The sequence below is a fragment of the Microbacterium paraoxydans genome (assembly GCF_018224615.1).
In the GTDB taxonomy this organism is placed as follows: domain Bacteria; phylum Actinomycetota; class Actinomycetes; order Actinomycetales; family Microbacteriaceae; genus Microbacterium; species Microbacterium paraoxydans_B.
Genome location: NZ_JAGTUK010000002.1, coordinates 788,934 through 805,613 on the forward strand (window position 1 = coordinate 788,934; position 16,680 = coordinate 805,613).

Genomic DNA, 16,680 nt, shown 5'->3' on the forward strand with positions numbered 1-16,680 from the left:
CGGTGGCACGCCGTAGGCTGGAGTGGTGACCACAGCCCTTTACCGCCGCTACCGCCCCGAGACGTTCGGCGAGATGATCGGGCAGTCTCAGGTGACCGATCCGCTGATGACGGCGCTGCGTGGCGACCGTGTGGGGCACGCGTACCTGTTCTCCGGTCCGCGCGGCTGCGGCAAGACCACGTCGGCCCGCATCCTGGCGCGGTGCCTCAACTGCGCGGAGGGTCCGACCGACACCCCGTGCGGCACGTGCCCGAGCTGCGTGGAACTGTCGCGCGCGGGCGGGGGCTCCCTCGACGTCGTGGAGATCGACGCCGCGAGCCACAACGGCGTCGACGACGCACGCGACCTGCGAGAGCGCGCGACGTTCGCCCCGAGCCGTGACCGCTACAAGATCTTCATCCTCGACGAGGCGCACATGGTCACGCCGCAGGGCTTCAACGCGCTGCTGAAGCTGGTCGAGGAGCCGCCCGAGCACGTGAAGTTCATCTTCGCGACGACCGAGCCCGAGAAGGTGCTGGGCACCATCCGCTCCCGCACGCACCATTACCCGTTCCGGCTGGTTCCTCCCGCCGCGATGCTCGAGTACGTCGAGAAGCTGTGCGCCGAAGAGGGCGTGGTCGTCGAGCAGGGCGTGCTCCCGCTCGTCGTGCGGGCGGGCGGCGGCAGTCCTCGCGACACGCTGTCGTTGCTCGACCAGCTGATCGCCGGGTCCGACTCGCCGGCCGGCTCCGAGACCGTCACGGTCGGCTATGCGCGTGCCGTGGCACTGCTGGGGTACACGCACGGCGCGCTGCTCGACGAGATCGTGGATGCGCTCGCCGCGGGCGATGCCGCTGCGGCCTTCCCGGCGATCGACCGCGTGGTGCAGACCGGGCAAGACCCGCGGCGCTTCGTCGACGACCTGCTCGAGCGGCTGCGCGACCTGATCGTGATCGCGGCCGTGGGCTCCGGGGCCTCCGCGGTGCTGCGCGGTATCGCGGAAGACGAGCTCGACCGCATGCGGCGTCAGGCCGAGGCGTTCGGTGCGCTCCGGCTCTCGCGTACGGCCGACGTGGTGAGCGCGGCGCTCGATGACATGTCCGGCGCCACGTCGCCCCGGCTCCACCTCGAGCTGATGGTCGCGCGAGTGCTGGCCGAGGCGGCGGAGGTGGCCACGCCGTCCGCGGCTGCCACGTCCGCCGGAGCGCCGGCTGCCGTGGCCGCTGCCGCTGCATCGTCCGGAGCTCCCGCGTCCCCGGCATCCGCTGCATCATCGTCGTCGGCCGTGCCGCCCGCCCCCGTCGTGACGCAGGCGTCATCCACCCCGTCGACGCCGTCCGCTCCATCGACGCCGGCGTCGGCACCGTCCCCTGCTCCGGGGGCCGCCGTGGACTCCGCCGTCGTGTCCGACGCGCCGCCGGCATCCGGGTCCGCAGCGGGTTCCGGCCGTGTCGCCCCGGCCGCGGAGAGCGGCGCGCCCGACGCTGCTCCGGCTGCACCGTCCGGCCCCGTCACGTTCGACCGCATCCGTGCGGCGTGGCCGTCCGTGCTCACGCGGCTCGAGGGCATCAGCCGCACGTCGTGGCTGCTGGCGACCGCCGTGCAGCCCCTCGCGTACGACACCGACAGCGAGGTGCTCACGCTCGGGTTCACCAGTCAGCACGACGTGGCGAAGTTCAAGGGCACCACGCCCGGTTCCGGTCCGTCCGACCACCTGCGCTCGGCGATCGAGCAGGAGGTCGGGGTGCGGGTGAAGTACCTGCCCGCGCCCATGCCTCCGGGCGGAGCGCCGCGCCAGCCCGCGTCGTCCGGTTCCACCGCCCCCGCCGACGCGGCGCCTGCATCGGAGCCTGCCTCAGCGGCGCGCGTCCGCCCGCAGGTCCGCAGCGATGCCGCCCCCGTGACCGAGTGGGCCGTGGCCGCCATCCCGACGGCGGAGCCGGTGGCGGCTGCGCCGACGGCGCTCGCGGTGGACGAGGAGCCGGAGGAGGTCGAGGCCGCGTCGTCCGCACCGGCGCCGCCCGCCGACGGTGCCGTCGACCGCGAGGAGCCGCCGCTGCCCGGAGATGACGACGCGCCGGCTTTCGACGAGGAGCCGCCGTACGACCCGTCGTACGAACCGGCGTACGAGCCGCGGTCCTCGTCCGTTCCTCCGTCCGCGCGCCCCGCCGCGCAGCCGTCCCGCGCGGCCGCACCGTCGGTCGCCGTCCCGCCCGTCGTGGTCGAGCGCACCCCCGCGGCCGGGGGAGTGCAGCGCTACGGTGAGGCCGTGATCCGCCAGGTGCTCGGCGCGACGTTCCTTCGCGAAGAGCCCTACGAGCCCCCCACGAGGTTCTCCTGATGTACGACGGCATCGTCCAAGAGCTGATCGACGAGTTCGGCCGGCTGCCCGGCATCGGACCCAAGTCGGCGCAGCGCATCGCGTTCCACATCCTGCAGACGCCCACGTTCGACGTGGCGCGCCTGGCGGAGCTGCTCACCGAGATCCGCGTGCGCGTGCGCTTCTGCGAGATCTGCGGCAACGTCGCGGAGCAGGAGCGCTGCGCGATCTGCCGGGACCCTCGCCGTAATCAGGCGCTGATCTGCGTGGTCGAGGATGCGAAAGACGTGGCGGCGATCGAGCGCACGCGCGAGTTCCGTGGCCTGTACCACGTGCTCGGCGGCGCGATCAGCCCGATCGCCGGCATCGGACCGGACGATCTGCGCATCGCGCAGCTGATGACGCGTCTCGCCGACGGCACGGTGCAGGAGGTCATCATCGCCACGAACCCCAACCTGGAGGGCGAGGCGACGGCGAGCTACCTCAGCCGGCTGCTGACCACGATGCAGATCACGGTGTCTCGTCTCGCTTCCGGCCTGCCGGTCGGCGGCGACCTCGAGTACGCCGACGAGGTCACGCTGGGTCGGGCGTTCGAGGGCCGGCGCGTGCTGTGACACCGCACTCCGGCTTCTCCCGTCGGGGCTGGCTGCTCTTCGGGGTCATGGCTCTGCTGTGGGGTGTGCCCTACCTGTTCATCAGCGTCGCGGTGGAGTCGATCTCCCCGCCCGCGATCGTTGCAGGGCGCACGCTGATCGCTGCCCTCCTGCTGCTGCCGTTCGCGCTCCGCAGCGGTGCCCTGCGCGCCGCACTCCGTCACTGGCCGTGGGTGCTGGCGTTCGGCGCGATCGAGATGGCCGGACCCTTCGTGCTCCTGGGGCATGCGGAGATGACGCTGCCCTCGGGGATGACGGGGCTGCTGGTGGCGACGGTTCCGCTGTTCGCCGCGCTGATCGCGCTCGGCGGTGGCGACCGCGGCGTGCTGCGCCCGGCCCGTGGCCTCGGTCTGCTCGTGGGCTTCCTCGGCGTCGCGATCGTCGTCGCCGGCCCCGGGCTGTTCGGCGGCGAGGTGAGTCTGCTCGCGGCGGGGGAGGTGCTGCTGGTCGCCGTGCTGTATGCGATCGCCCCGTTCATCGTGGCGCGCAAGCTCGGCGACGTGCCCTCGCTCGGCACGATCACGCTGTCGCTGCTCATGATCGGGGTCCTCTATCTGCCGATCGGTCTGCTCACGCAGCACGAGGTGCCGACGCTGCCCTCGATCGGGGCGCTGCTCGCTCTGGCCGTCATCTGCACGGCGCTCGCGTTCCTCGCCTTCTTCGCTCTCATCCGAGAGGTCGGCCCGGTGCGTGCGCCGCTGTTCACCTACGTCAATCCGGTGGTCGCGATCGTGCTTGGCGCGATCGTGCTGTCCGAGCCGCTCACACCCGGGCTGCTGATCGGCTTCCCGTTGATCATCGTCGGCTGCTGGTTCGCGGCGACCGGGGGGCGTTTGCGTCCCGTGTTGCCGCCCTCGCCCGCGCCGCCGGTCGCCCTCTGACCCGGCGCCGCCCCCGCCGCCTGTCACATGCGCGGTCGGGCATGTGCGCGATCCGTAGAATGAGCGTGGGCGGATCCGCCCGTCATCCCAGGGAGTGAACGTGGCCCTCATCGTGCAGAAGTACGGCGGCTCGTCCGTCGCGAACGCAGAGAGCATCAAGCGCGTCGCCAAGCGCATCGTGGACACGCGTCGTGCGGGTCACGACGTGGTCGTCGCGGTGAGCGCGATGGGCGACACGACCGATGAGCTGCTCGACCTGGCCAACGAGGTCGCGCCCATTCCGGCGCCCCGCGAGCTCGACATGCTGCTGTCGAGCGGTGAGCGGATCTCGATGGCGCTGCTGGCGATGGCGATCCACTCGATGGGCTTCGAGGCGCGCTCCTTCACGGGCAGCCAGGCGGGCATGATCACCGACTCCCAGCACGGTGCCGCGCGCATCGTCGATGTGACCCCGGTGCGTCTGCGCGAGGCGCTCGACGAGGGGGCGATCGTGATCGTCGCCGGGTTCCAGGGCTTCAACCGCGACACCCGCGACATCACGACGCTCGGCCGCGGCGGGTCCGACACCACGGCGGTGGCCCTCGCGGCCGCGCTCGACGCCGACGTGTGCGAGATCTACAGCGATGTGGACGGCATCTTCACGGCCGACCCGCGGGTGATCCCGAGGGCGCAGAAGCTCGACCACGTCTCGAGCGAGGAGATGCTGGAGCTCGCGGCGAACGGCGCGAAGGTGCTCTACATCCGCGCGGTCGAGTACGCACGCCGTCACGGCGTCCTGATCCACGCCCGGTCGACGTTCTCGTCGGCCGAGGGCACCTATGTTCTGGGCGAGGGCATGAAGAACCCTCGCGAAGCCGAGGGAGCAGTCATGGAAGAGCCCATCGTCGCCGGTGTCGCCACCGACTTCAGCCAGGCCAAGATCACCGTCGCGGGCGTGCCCGATGTCCCGGGCAAGGCCGCCGAGATCTTCAAGATCGTCGCGAAGTCGGGCGCGAACGTCGACATGATCGTGCAGAACGTGTCGGCGGCGTCGACCGGGCGCACCGACATCTCCTTCACGGTCCCGAAGGCCGACGCCCCGGCCGCCCTCAAGGCGCTCGCGGGCGAGCAGGCCGAGGTCGGCTTCCAGAACCTCGTGCACGACGACCAGATCGGCAAGCTGTCGGTCGTCGGTGCCGGCATGCGCACGCACTCGGGTGTCTCGGCGACCCTGTTCGAGGCGCTGTCGGCCGGCGGCATCAACATCGAGATGATCTCCACGTCGGAGATCCGCATCTCGGTGGTGCTCCGCGGTGACGACCTGGCCGAGGCCGCCCGTACGGTCCACACCGCCTACGGTCTGGACGGCGAGGCCGAGGCGACGGTCCACGCCGGCACGGGTCGCTGATCCTGCCATCGGCCGTCCGGATCCTGCCGACGTCGTCCTGGTGTCGTCACGCGGGCGGTCGGCCGGTGTCGGCGCGGTAGACTCGCCGAAACCCTGACACCGGCGCCAGGCGTGGCCTCCGCATCCCGACGCCGCGCCCGAAGCCTCGTACGCCGTACCGCACGAAGCCAAGGAACATCATGACCCGCATCTCCGATTCAGGACTCTCCGTCGCCATCGTCGGCGCCACCGGCCAGGTGGGCACCGTGATGCGCGAGATTCTCGCCGAGCGGTCGTTCCCGATTCGCGAGCTGCGTCTGTTCTCGTCGTCGCGCTCGGCGGGTACTGCGATCGACTTCGGCGGTCAGACGGTGATCGTCGAGGACGTGGAGACCGCTGACCCGTCGGGCGTCGACATCGCGCTGTTCTCCGCCGGTGCGACCGCGAGTCGTGCGTACGCGCCGAAGTTCGCCGGGGCGGGGGCCGTCGTCGTCGACAATTCCAGCGCGTGGCGGATGGATCCCGAGGTGCCGCTCGTCGTGAGCGAGGTCAACCCGCATGCGATCGACGATCGCCCGAAGGGCATCATCGCGAACCCGAACTGCACGACGATGGCGGCGATGCCGGTGCTCAAGGCGCTCGACGCCGAGGCCGGGCTCGAGCGGCTCATCGTCTCCACCTACCAGGCGGTCTCCGGGTCCGGGCTCGCCGGCGCGCAGGAACTGCTCGGCCAGGTCGAGGGCGTGCTGGCGCAGGGTGACACGCTGCGCCTCGTGCACGACGGTTCGGCCGTGGACTTCCCGGAGCCGGAGAAGTACGTGGCACCGATCGCGTTCGACGTGATCCCGTTCGCCGGGAACCTGGTCGACGACGGTGACAACGAGACCGACGAGGAGAAGAAGCTCCGCAACGAGAGCAGGAAGATCCTCGAGCTTCCCGCGCTGCGCGTGGCCGGCACGTGCGTGCGCGTGCCGGTGTTCACGGGGCACTCGCTCTCGATCAACGTCGAGTTCGCGCGTGACATCACGCCGGAGCGCGCCCGCGAGGTCCTCAGTTCGGCTCCCGGCGTGGTGCTCGACGAGGTGCCGACGCCGCTGCAGGCGGCGGGCAAGGACCCGAGTTTCGTCGGTCGCATCCGAGCCGACCAGTCTGCGCCCGAGGGCAAGGGCCTGGTGCTGTTCATCAGCAACGACAACCTGCGCAAGGGCGCTGCTTTGAACGCGGTGCAGATCGCCGAGGTGCTCGCCGAGCGCCTCGCGCCCGTGCGCTGAGCTGTCGGAGGCTCTCGCGGGAGCCGTCGCATGGTCTGCGGTGTCCTGGCCGCGAACTAGACTGTTCGGGTGACTGAAAACGTCGATGTCGTCCTGATCGGCGGTGGCATCATGAGCGCCACCCTGGGTACTCTGCTGCACGAGCTGCAGCCGGACTGGAAGATCGTCGCCTTCGAGCGACTGTCCGACGTGGCCCAGGAGAGCTCGAACCCCTGGAACAACGCCGGCACCGGGCACGCCGCCCTGTGCGAGCTGAACTACATGCCGCAGCAGGGCGATGCGCCGCTCGATCCCGCCAAGGCCGTGTCCATCAACGAGCAGTTCCAGCAGAGCCGGCAGCTGTGGTCGTCGCTGGTCGAGAAGGGCGTGCTGGATGCGCCGTCGACCTTCATCAACGCGACCCCGCACATGACGTTCGTGCGCGGTGAGAAAGACGTCGCGTACCTCAAGAACCGGTACGAGGTGCTCAAGGAGCAGCCGCTGTTCGCCGGCATCGAGTACAGCGAGGACTCGCGCGTCATCAACCAGTGGGCGCCGTTGCTCATGCAGAAGCGTCGCAAGGGCGAGCCGTTCGCTGCCACGCGCGTGCCGGCCGGCACCGACGTCGATTTCGGGGCCCTCACGCATCAGCTGTTCGATCACCTCCGCGCGTCGGGCGTCTCTGTCCGCACGAATCACGAGGTGAAGTCGCTCAAGCGGCAGAAGGACGGCACCTGGCTGATCAAGTACCGCACCACGGTCGGTCGCACTCCGAACGAGATCAAGGCGAAGTTCGTCTTCGTCGGCGCGGGCGGTTGGGCGCTCAAGCTCCTGCAGCGCTCGGGCATTCCCGAGATCAAGGGCTACGGCGTGTTCCCGATCGGCGGGCAGTTCCTCAAGACCACGAACCCGAAGATCGTCGCGCAGCACAAGGCGAAGGTGTACTCGCAGGCGTCGGTGGGTGCTCCGCCCATGTCGGTGCCGCACCTGGACACCCGCGTGGTCGACGGCGAGGCGTCGCTGATGTTCGGTCCGTTCGCCACCTTCAGCCCCAAGTTCCTGAAGAACGGTTCGATGCTCGACATCGTCACGCAGGTGCGTGCGCACAACCTGTGGCCGATGCTCCGGGTGGCGTTCGCGAACCCCGACCTGATCACCTATCTCATCAGCGAGCTGATGAAGAACCATCGCAAGAAGGTCGACAGCCTGCGTACGTTCATGCCGACCGCGAAGGACGAGGACTGGACGCTCATCAATGCGGGTCAGCGTGCTCAGGTCATGAAGAAGGATCCCAAGAAGGGTGGCGTGCTGCAGTTCGGCACCGAGGTCGTCGCGTCGGCCGACGGCTCCATCGCCGGTCTGCTCGGGGCGTCCCCCGGTGCGTCCACGGCTGTGCCGATCATGCTCGACCTGTTGAAGAAGTGCTTCCCCGGGGAGTTCCCCGCGTGGGAGCCGCAGCTGCGTGAGCTGATTCCGACCTTCGGCAAGAAGCTCAACGCCGACCCGGCGCTGGCGCAGGAGTCGACGTCGGCGACGGCTGCCGCCCTCGGCATCAACGTCTGAGATCGGTCCGTGGCGAAGCTCTACTTCCGCTACGGCGCGATGAACTCGGGCAAGTCGACCGCTCTGCTGCAGGCGGCGTACAACTATGAGGAGCGCGGTCAGCATGTGCTGCTCGCCAAGCCCGAGATCGACACCAAGGGTGCGTCGGAGATCGAAAGCCGCCTGGGGGTCACGCGGCGGGTCGACTTCCTGATCGGACCGGACGACGACGCGCGCGCCCTGTTCACGGCGCATCGTGATCGTATGCGGCGCTCCACGGAGGAGGAGCTGCTTCCCACGGCGCCGATCGACGTGGCGTGCCTCCTCGTGGACGAGGCGCAGTTCCTCACGGCCGCGCAGATCGATGACCTCTTCCGCATCGCGGTGGAGGACGGGATCCCCGTCATGGCGTACGGCATTCGCAACGACTTCCTCACGCACGCGTTCCCGGGGTCGGCGCGGCTCCTGGCGATCGCCCACTCACTGGAGGAGCTGAAGACGATCTGCCGCTGCGGTCGCAAGGCGGTGTTCAACGGGCGGGTCGTCGGCGGTCGGTTCGTGTTCGACGGCGACCAGGTGGCGATCGACGAGGGCGCGGACGGCTCCGCGTCGCCCGAGCTCACGACGTACGAGTCGTTGTGCGGCACGTGCTATCTGGAGGAGTCCGGCGGCCGCCTGGGCTGAAGAGGTGAGTGTCGCGGCCGCCCGTCTCGCTCGAGCCGGGCGGCTTTTGCGTGGTCTGACCACACCGGGTACGCTGTGGTCAGACCACAGGAGGCGGAATGGCGGAGCAGCCGGCGCGGGCATGGCAACTCGTGCTCGAGCACATCGAGCGCGACCTGCTCGACGGGCGCCTCGGCCCGGGGGACCGGTTGCCGTCCGAGCGCGACCTGGCGAGTGATCTCGGTGTCGGACGCTCCAGCGTGCGCGAGGCCTTCCGGGTGCTCGAGGTGCTCGGCCTCATCCGCACGGCGACCGGATCGGGCCCACAGGCCGGCGCCATCGTGATCGCCACGCCGACCGGGGGGATGTCGGCTCTGCTCCGGCTGCAGGTCGCGGCACAGGGCTTCCCGCTCGACGACGTCGTCCGCACGCGCCTGGTGCTGGAAGACGCCGTCGTCGCGGCTCTGGCCTCCGCAGACGGCGGCGACACCGCGAAGGCCCACGAACTGCTGGACGCGATGGACGCCGACGGCCTCACCCCGTCGGAGTTCCTCGCCCTGGACGCGCAGCTGCACCTCTCGCTCGCGGAGGGCAGCGGCAACACCGTGATCGCGGCCATGATGGCCGGGCTGCGCTCGTCGATCGAGTCGTACGTGCAGGCGGGTGCCGCCGCGATCCCCGACTGGGACGCCATGGCGGCGCGACTGCGGTCCGAGCATCACGCGCTCGTCTCGGCGATCGACGCGGGAGATGCCGAGGCCGCCCGCGCGCTGGTCCGTGCCCACATCACCGGCTACTACACGTCCGCGGGGCTCACCCGCGACCTCCACCCCGACGACTGAGAGGCACGCCATGGTCCAGCGCCAGCTCCCCAATCCTGCCGAGCTGTTGGAGCTCATGAAGTTCAAGAAGCCCGAACTCGACGGCCGCAAGCGCCGGCTCGACGCGGCCCTCACGATCGACGATCTCCGCACGATCGCGAAGCGCCGCACGCCCAAGGCCGCCTTCGACTACACCGATGGCGCCGCCGAGGGCGAGCTGTCGCTGAGCCGGGCGCGCCAGGCGTTCCAGGATGTGGAGTTCCACCCCGGCATCCTGAAGCCCGCCCCCGACGTCGACACCACGGTCGAGATCCTCGGCGGTCCGTCCGCACTCCCGTTCGGCATCGCGCCGACCGGTTTCACCCGTCTCATGCAGACGGAGGGGGAGGTCGCCGGTGCCGGTGCGGCGGCCGCCGCGGGGATCCCCTTCACGCTGTCCACCCTCGGCACGACGTCGATCGAGGGGGTGAAGGCCGCCAACCCGCACGGGCGCAACTGGTTCCAGCTCTACGTCATGCGTGACCGCGAGATCTCGTACGAGCTCGCGCGGCGTGCGGCCGCCGCGGGCTTCGACACGCTGCAGTTCACGGTCGACACCCCGGTGGCCGGTGCCCGCCTGCGGGACAAGCGCAACGGGTTCAGCATTCCGCCGCAGCTCACGCTCGGCACGATCATCAACGCCATCCCACGGCCCTGGTGGTGGTTCGACTTCCTGACCACGCCGAAGCTGGAGTTCGCGTCGCTGAGCTCGACGGGCGGCACGGTCGGGGAACTGCTGGACGCGGCGATGGACCCCACGATCAGCTACGACGACCTCGCGGTGATCCGTGACATCTGGCCCGGTCGCATCGTGATCAAGGGCGTGCAGAACGTCGAGGATTCGGTGCGACTGCGCGATGCGGGCGTGGACGGCATCGTCCTGTCGAACCACGGCGGGCGCCAGCTCGACCGCGCGCCGATCCCGTTCCACCTCCTGCCGAAGGTGCGCACGGCCGTGGGCGACGACTTCACGGTCATGATCGACACCGGCATCATGAACGGGGCCGACATCGTGGCCTCGGTCGCGCTGGGTGCCGACTTCACGCTGATCGGCCGCGCGTACCTCTACGGCCTGATGGCGGGCGGGCGTCAGGGCGTGGACCGCACGATCGCGATCCTGCGCAGCGAGATCGAGCGGACCATGCGTCTCCTCGGCGTCGCTTCGCTGGACGAGCTCGAGCCGGGGCACGTGACGCAGCTGACCCGTCTGGTTCCGGTCGCCCGCGACGCCGTCGAGGTCGCTGTCCGCTGACACGGGGCCGCGCCCTGGTCCGCTAAGACTGCGGGGCCACGGCGCGGCGCCGCGGAGGCCACGGTACGAGCATCGACGTCGTGCGCCGGTATTCGGCGTAGGCAGGGTACTTCGAGGCCGTGATCGACTCCGTGAAGATCGTGGAACCGATGAACAGCACGGTGAGGAGTGCCGCGCCGATGATCGTCGGGTTGAGCACGCCGCCGAGCAGACCCTCGCCCGCGGTGACCGCCGCCGTCGCTCCGAGCGCGTAGAACGCCCACCACTGGGCCTGCTCGAAGAAGAAGTTCGGGTGACGACTGACGCGGAACAGCCCGGTCGTCGCGAAACCCGGGGCGAGAACGCCACCGGCCCGCTTCTTGCGCTGATGGAAGTTCCACTGCTGCTGATCCGCGATCGTCTCGCCGGTCAGGAACGCGACGAACGCGATCGCGAACAGGGCATCCCACCCGGACAGGGGAGTGGCGTACTGCGCCGCGAGCCAGGCCGGGAGCGTGATCAGCACGAGGAGCGTCATCTGGTACGCGACGATGAACAGCAGGTTGAACACCTGGAACTGCCACGGGCGCATCCGCGTGCGCAGGATCGCCCAGCGGTAGTCCTCCATGCCCGTGTAGCCGCCCTTGCGCGCGAAGTTGAACGTCAGCCGCGCGCCCCACGCCGTCACCAGGATCCCCATCAGCACCACCCGCGCCGAGCCGGTATCCGCGGCGAAGGCCCCCGCCACGAAGATCCACACGTAGACGACGGGCACGATCGACCACGCGCGGTCGACCCACGAGGTGTCCCGGGTGATCAGGGACAGCACCCAGCACGAGAGGCTGGCGAGAGCGGCGACGACGAGCACGAGCTGCAGCGCATCCATGACGCCATGCTAGGACCGCGCACCCGGTCGTGTGCGTTCCGCCCAGGTCGCCTCAGACGCGTGTCGCGAGCGTGGGGAGCAGTGCCTCCAGCCGGGCCGCGGTGTCCTCCCAGCCTTCCACGGCGATCGACGGCACCCCGAGGGCGAGGACGGGGTAGTCGTTCCCCCCCTCGTCGAGCCGATCGCCGTAGAACAGCATGGCGTCGAGGGAGATGCCGGTGCGGTCCGAAAGCTGCCGCATGCCGAACGCCTTGTCGATCCCGGCACGCGTGATGTCGATCGAGGTCGATCCGCCCGAGCGCACCTCGAGGCCGGGGAGCCTGGCGGCGACCGCATCGCGCAGGGCCGCGCGCTTGGCGCCGGACGGATCCCAGGCGTGCTTCGCCTCGCGCGGAGCGCGCTGCCCGAGCGCGGAGAACGTGATCTGCGACCCGCGGTCCTCCAGGATGTCGCCCCAGGGCTCGGCCTCCCACAGCCCGAGCCGCTGTGCCTCGTCGCGGAGGGCGGTGAGCGCGGACGCCTTCTCGTCGTCGCTCAGGTCGTGCGCGTACACGGCCGTGAAGTCGGTGCCGTCGTGGCGCAGGTAGCGGGTACCGCAGGTGGGCAGCAGGTGCAGGCGGGCGAGTGTGGCCGCGTCGGCATCGGCGAGCTGCGCGATCACCTGGGTGCGGAACTGCGACTCGTTGCCGCCGGAGATGATGGCGACGTCGACGCTGCGCAGCAGTTCGCGCAGCAGGCCGGCGATCCGCTGGTCGATCGGGCCCTTGGACGGGGCGAGCGTGTCATCGAGGTCGAAGGCGACGAGTGCGGGCGAGGTCATGATGCCTCCAGCCTAGGAGGTCGCAGCCGTGAAGAGCGTGGGGCGGCGAGCAGCGTGCACAGGATGGCCAGGGCCACGCCCAGCGTCGCGCCGGTCGAGTTGGCCCACACGTCGTTCATGGTCGCGTCACGGTGGGGCAGCGCGATGCGCTGTGCCGTTTCGATCGCGAGGGACGCAACCGGACCGATCATCAGCGACAGCGGCCACACGCGGCGGGGGAGGAGGAGGAAAGCGAGGATGCCGAGCGGGACGAAGACGGCGATGTTCGACAGCACCTCGAGCCGGGTGACCGTCACGGCCGTCCAGCCGAGCCGGTGGGTGAGCGACACGATCACGTCGAGCAGGTTCGGAACCGAGTGCTCGATCCGCGACGGGGTCAGCGTGAGGAGCGCGAGGCCGAGGAGGAAGGGAACGCCGAGGACGAGTGCCCACACGCGCGTGACGCGGCGCGGGGGTGGGAGGAGCGTCCCCATGCGGTCCCCTTTCGCACACTCTCCGAGACAGAGAAGGCCGCCCGTGGGGGCGGCCTTCCGGTGTCACTGGTCGGGGTGACAGGATTTGAACCTGCGACCTCTTCGTCCCGAACGAAGCGCGCTACCAAGCTGCGCCACACCCCGTTTTGCAACCCTCCGAGTCTACAGGGAAATCCGCTCAGCGCCCAATCGAGCCGCGGATCACACGCGGGGGATCAGCGTCAGCAGTGTCGCCTCCGGGCGGCACGCGAAGCGCACGGGCGCATAGATCGAGTGCCCGCACCCGGCGCTCACGTTCAGCGGCACGCCGCGGCCGCCGTGCGACCACGTGCTGAGCCCCTTCGCCTGCTTCAACGGGATGTCGCAGTTCGCCACGAGCGCGCCGTAACCGGGCAGGCAGACCTGACCGCCGTGCGTATGGCCGCCGAGGATCGCCTCCGCGCCGAGGTCGACGAAACGGTTCAGCACGCGCTGGTACGGAGCGTGCGTCACGCCCAGCACGGCGGTTCCCGGCTCGCGCGGTCCGAGCGCCTCGATGGCCGCGGGGAGCTCGTCGAGTCGGTCCCAATCACGGTGGGCATCGTCCACGCCGAACAGGTCGACGTCGGCGCCCCGCACGGTCAGTCGCGCGGCACGATTGTTGAGGTCGGTCCAGCCGAGCTCGTCCGTGAAGAAGCGATCCATCGACGCCGTATCGAGCACGCTCGGCTCCCGATGGCGCCGGGACGGCCCGGAGAAGTAACGCATCGGATTGCGAGGCGCCGGCCCGTTCACATCGTTCGAGCCGTGCACGAAGACCCCGGGGATGCCCGCGAACGGCGCGAACGCGCGGCGGATGCCCTCCAGGCCGCGTTCGTGTCCCAGATTGTCGCCCGTGTTCACGACCAGGTCGGGGCGCAGCTGCGCCAGGGACGCCAGCCAATCCTGCTTGCGGTGCTGCCACGGGGCCATATGCGCATCGGAGAGGTGCAGAATCCGCAGCGGAGGCGTACCCGGGGCGAACGCCGCGGTCGACACGTCTCGCACCGTGAACAGGTACCGCTCGATGCCGACACCCCACACCGCGGCCGCGGCACCCACAGCCCCCACCGCGCCGAGCGCGATGAGGGCCGGATGGGCCGTGCGAGACGAACCTACTGGCACGTCACGACCACGGTGGTGCTGCTGTTGACCGGGCTGCCCGGTGCCGGATTGGTCACGGCGACCGTGGATCCTGGCGGGTTGCACGAGTTGTCGAACTCGTACGACGCCACCCTGGCCGCCTTGAGGGCGGCGTCCGCCTGGTCCCTCGACATCCCGACGATGTTCGACGGGACCACGGCGCCACGGCCGTTGCTGATCGAGAGCGTGATGGTGGCGCCGGTCGCCGCTTCACCCGTGGGATCCTGCGCGGCGACGAGACCCGCCGCGAGGTCGCTGTCGACCTCTCCGCCGATCGCCACCTGGAAGCCCGCGTTCTCCAGCGTCGAGCGGGCCTGATCCTGGGCCATGCCGACGACGCTCGGAACCGCCTTGAGCTCCTGGCGGATCAGGTTGTTGTCCGGCTGCGGGAAGCGGTCCCCGCCGTACGCCTCGTTCGCGGCGGCCTGGGCCGCGCGGGCGAGCGGGTATCGCATGTCGTTGAGGTTCCAACCGCCGTACCGCTGCCGGTAGATGTTCTCCTGGCCCTGCCAGCGCCCCGCCCACACGGCCGTGGCGACCTTGGTGCTCGACTCGATCATCATGGTCGACCACGTGTTGTGGGTTCCGGTCTTGCCGATCAGGGGGGTGCCGTCGCCCGGGTTCGCGCGCGCACCGGTGCCGCCGCCGCCCATGACGGTCTGCAGCGCGTACGCGGCGGTCGCCGCGACCTCAGGGGAGATCACTCCGGGCGTGCAGGACGAGGCGGGCAGCTCACGGTCCTTGCCGTCCGGGCCGATCACGCGGTCGATCGCGCGCGGCGTGCAGTACGTGCCGCCGCTGGCGACGGTCGCGTAGGCGTTCGCCATCGCGATGGGCGAGATGTTCTTCGCCCCGAGCACGTCGTAGGGCACGTTCTCGTCGGTCGTCTTGCCGCCGTTGGCGAGCGTGACGCCGAGACGGTCGGCCACCTTGTTGATGTCGCAGAGATCGAGCTTCGAGGCCATCGCGAAGTACCCGCTGTTGAGCGAGTTCTTCGTGAAGTTCAGGACCGTGTCGGTCGAGCCGCCGCCGCCGCCGAAGTTGCCGATCTCCTTGGTGTTCGCGGTCATGGTGCCGCCGCCGCACGCCGCAGCCGTGAACTTCATGTTCGTCTGCACGCGCCCGTTCAGCACCTCGCGCACCGAGTGGCCCTTCTCCAGCCAATCGATCAGCGTGAACAGCTTGTACGTCGAGCCGACCTGGAAGCCGTTCGAGTCGCCGTGCTTCCGGTCGCCCGCGAACACGAGCGAGGTGTAGGCGGGGTCGGTGGTCGGGGTCTCGGTGAACACCGTGTTCTGCGTCATCGAGAGGATGCGGCCGGTGCCCACCTCGATCGACACGCCAGCCGCGCCGAAGTGCTTGCCGTCGTAGTTGGCGGGAACGATGTCGGCCATCTCCTGCGCTGCCGGGTTCTGGATGCGGTAGTCCAGCGACGTGAAGATCTTCAGGCCACCGCGGCGCAGCAGGTCGCGTCGCTCCTGCGGTGTCGCGCCGAAGGCCTCGTCGTTCAGGACGATCGAGCGCACGTACTGGCAGAAGTACGCGTTCGTGCCGGCAGCCGCACAGCCCTGCGTCGGCGGGTTGATGGCCGGGACGATCGGAGAGGCCTTCGCCTCGTCGTACTGCGCCTGGGTGATCTTGCCGTCGTCGAGCATGCGGTAGAGCACGTAGTCCCGGCGCTTGAGGGTGTCGGCGTAGCCATCGGCGGCGTTGTTGTGTCCCACCCCGGCGTCGTCCGTGTAGGTGCCCTCCACCGGCTTGTCGATCCGGTAGGTGTTCGGGTTCTGCACGATGCCGGCGAGGGTGGCGGCCTGCGCCACCGTCAGGTTCATCGCGGTGGTGGAGAAGTAGTACCGGGCCGCGGCTTCGATGCCGTAGACCGTGCCGCCGAAGTTCGCGATGTTGAGGTAGCCCAGCAGGATATCGTTCTTCGAGAAGTCCTTCTCGATCTGGATCGCGTAGCGCATCTCCTGCAGCTTGCGCTCGATGCCCTTGCTGCCGACCGCGTTGGTCGCGTCCAGCCAGCACTGCTGCAGCTCTTCCGAGTACGTGTCGGACGTGGTGTCGACGTCCTGCTCGCACTGCTGGATCAGCACGTTCTTCACGAACTGCTGGCTGATGGTCGACGCGCCGCGGCTCGAGGTGCCGCGGACGTTGTCGATCAGTGCCTTCATGGTGGCGCCGAGGTTCACACCGCCGTGGCTGTAGAAGCTCTTGTCCTCGCTCGAGAGGATCGCGTCGTAGAGCACCGGGCTGATCTGCTCGTACGTGACGGGGACGCGGTTCTGCTCGTAGAACGAGGCGAGCGCGACGGGCGTGCCGTCCGGCTGCGTGGCGTAGATCGTCGACTGCTCCATCGGGGTGCCGGGGCTGAGGTTCTCCGGGAGCTTGTCGAAGAGGGTGAGCGCCGTGGTTCCGGCGACTCCCGTCATCGCGAGGACGGGAGTGACGCTGGCGGTGACCAGCAGACCGGCGACGGCGCTCAGTCCGACGAGCCCGACGAGACCGCCGAGCACGCCCTTCACCGTGCGATTCTTGTGGGGCATACGCTTGATCGTAGGGGAGTTCCCTGAATACACCCTCTGACGAGCACGG

General features: G+C 69.7%; 14 protein-coding genes and 1 tRNA gene. 9 read left to right on the forward strand and 6 right to left on the reverse strand.

Annotation, left to right across the window (positions count from 1 at the left end):
- Positions 1 to 25: 25 nt before the first annotated feature.
- The 9 genes from KE274_RS09540 to KE274_RS09580 all read left to right on the forward strand — a co-directional run bounded on the left by KE274_RS09540 (position 26) and on the right by KE274_RS09580 (position 10,766).
- Positions 26 to 2,320, forward strand: a complete 2,295-nt coding sequence (locus KE274_RS09540) for a DNA polymerase III subunit gamma and tau (RefSeq protein ID WP_211543110.1) — start codon at positions 26 to 28, stop codon at positions 2,318 to 2,320.
- Positions 2,320 to 2,913 (forward strand): recombination mediator RecR, encoded by a 594-nt coding sequence (gene recR, locus KE274_RS09545; protein WP_136032137.1) that lies wholly within the window; start codon positions 2,320 to 2,322, stop codon positions 2,911 to 2,913. The genes KE274_RS09540 and recR overlap by 1 nt, the downstream gene beginning before the upstream one ends.
- Positions 2,910 to 3,833, forward strand: coding sequence for a DMT family transporter (locus KE274_RS09550; RefSeq protein WP_211543112.1), 924 nt, complete (start codon positions 2,910 to 2,912; stop codon positions 3,831 to 3,833). The genes recR and KE274_RS09550 overlap by 4 nt, the downstream gene beginning before the upstream one ends.
- A gap of 100 nt (positions 3,834 to 3,933) precedes the next feature.
- Positions 3,934 to 5,220, forward strand: coding sequence for an aspartate kinase (locus KE274_RS09555; protein ID WP_211543114.1), 1,287 nt, complete (start codon positions 3,934 to 3,936; stop codon positions 5,218 to 5,220).
- 179 nt (positions 5,221 to 5,399) lie between these two features.
- Complete coding sequence (locus KE274_RS09560) at positions 5,400 to 6,470, forward strand: aspartate-semialdehyde dehydrogenase (RefSeq protein WP_211543116.1); 1,071 nt, start codon at positions 5,400 to 5,402, stop codon at positions 6,468 to 6,470.
- Positions 6,471 to 6,539: 69 nt separating this feature from the next.
- Positions 6,540 to 8,012 carry a malate:quinone oxidoreductase gene (locus tag KE274_RS09565; protein WP_211543118.1) on the forward strand — a complete coding sequence of 491 codons (1,473 nt, stop codon included), beginning with the start codon at positions 6,540 to 6,542 and terminating at the stop codon, positions 8,010 to 8,012.
- Positions 8,013 to 8,021: 9 nt separating this feature from the next.
- The gene (locus tag KE274_RS09570) at positions 8,022 to 8,675 is read left to right on the forward strand and encodes a thymidine kinase (RefSeq protein WP_211543120.1); all 654 of its coding nucleotides are present in this window, start codon (positions 8,022 to 8,024) and stop codon (positions 8,673 to 8,675) included.
- 98 nt (positions 8,676 to 8,773) lie between these two features.
- Positions 8,774 to 9,496 (forward strand): FadR/GntR family transcriptional regulator, encoded by a 723-nt coding sequence (locus KE274_RS09575; protein WP_211543122.1) that lies wholly within the window; start codon positions 8,774 to 8,776, stop codon positions 9,494 to 9,496.
- Positions 9,497 to 9,506: 10 nt separating this feature from the next.
- A complete protein-coding gene (locus KE274_RS09580; RefSeq protein ID WP_211543124.1) occupies positions 9,507 to 10,766 on the forward strand; it encodes an alpha-hydroxy acid oxidase in 1,260 nt (419 codons plus the stop codon).
- A 22-nt stretch (positions 10,767 to 10,788) separates the two neighbouring features.
- Here KE274_RS09580 and KE274_RS09585 read toward each other — a convergent pair whose 3' ends face one another.
- The 6 genes from KE274_RS09585 to KE274_RS09610 all read right to left on the reverse strand — a co-directional run bounded on the left by KE274_RS09585 (position 10,789) and on the right by KE274_RS09610 (position 16,631).
- Positions 10,789 to 11,631: a DUF1295 domain-containing protein gene (locus KE274_RS09585; RefSeq protein ID WP_211543126.1), complete on the reverse strand. Its 843-nt coding sequence runs from the start codon at positions 11,629 to 11,631 to the stop codon at positions 10,789 to 10,791.
- Between the two features lie 52 nt (positions 11,632 to 11,683).
- Positions 11,684 to 12,451, reverse strand: coding sequence for an HAD-IIB family hydrolase (locus KE274_RS09590; RefSeq protein WP_211543128.1), 768 nt, complete (start codon positions 12,449 to 12,451; stop codon positions 11,684 to 11,686).
- A complete protein-coding gene (locus KE274_RS09595) occupies positions 12,448 to 12,924 on the reverse strand; it encodes a VanZ family protein (protein WP_211543130.1) in 477 nt (158 codons plus the stop codon). The genes KE274_RS09590 and KE274_RS09595 overlap by 4 nt, the downstream gene beginning before the upstream one ends.
- A 67-nt stretch (positions 12,925 to 12,991) precedes the next feature.
- Positions 12,992 to 13,068 (reverse strand) — tRNA-Pro (locus KE274_RS09600).
- A gap of 57 nt (positions 13,069 to 13,125) precedes the next feature.
- Positions 13,126 to 14,067: a metallophosphoesterase gene (locus KE274_RS09605; protein WP_211543132.1), complete on the reverse strand. Its 942-nt coding sequence runs from the start codon at positions 14,065 to 14,067 to the stop codon at positions 13,126 to 13,128.
- Positions 14,058 to 16,631, reverse strand: coding sequence for a transglycosylase domain-containing protein (locus KE274_RS09610; protein WP_249186154.1), 2,574 nt, complete (start codon positions 16,629 to 16,631; stop codon positions 14,058 to 14,060). The genes KE274_RS09605 and KE274_RS09610 overlap by 10 nt, the downstream gene beginning before the upstream one ends.
- Between the last annotated feature and the right edge of the window lie 49 nt (positions 16,632 to 16,680).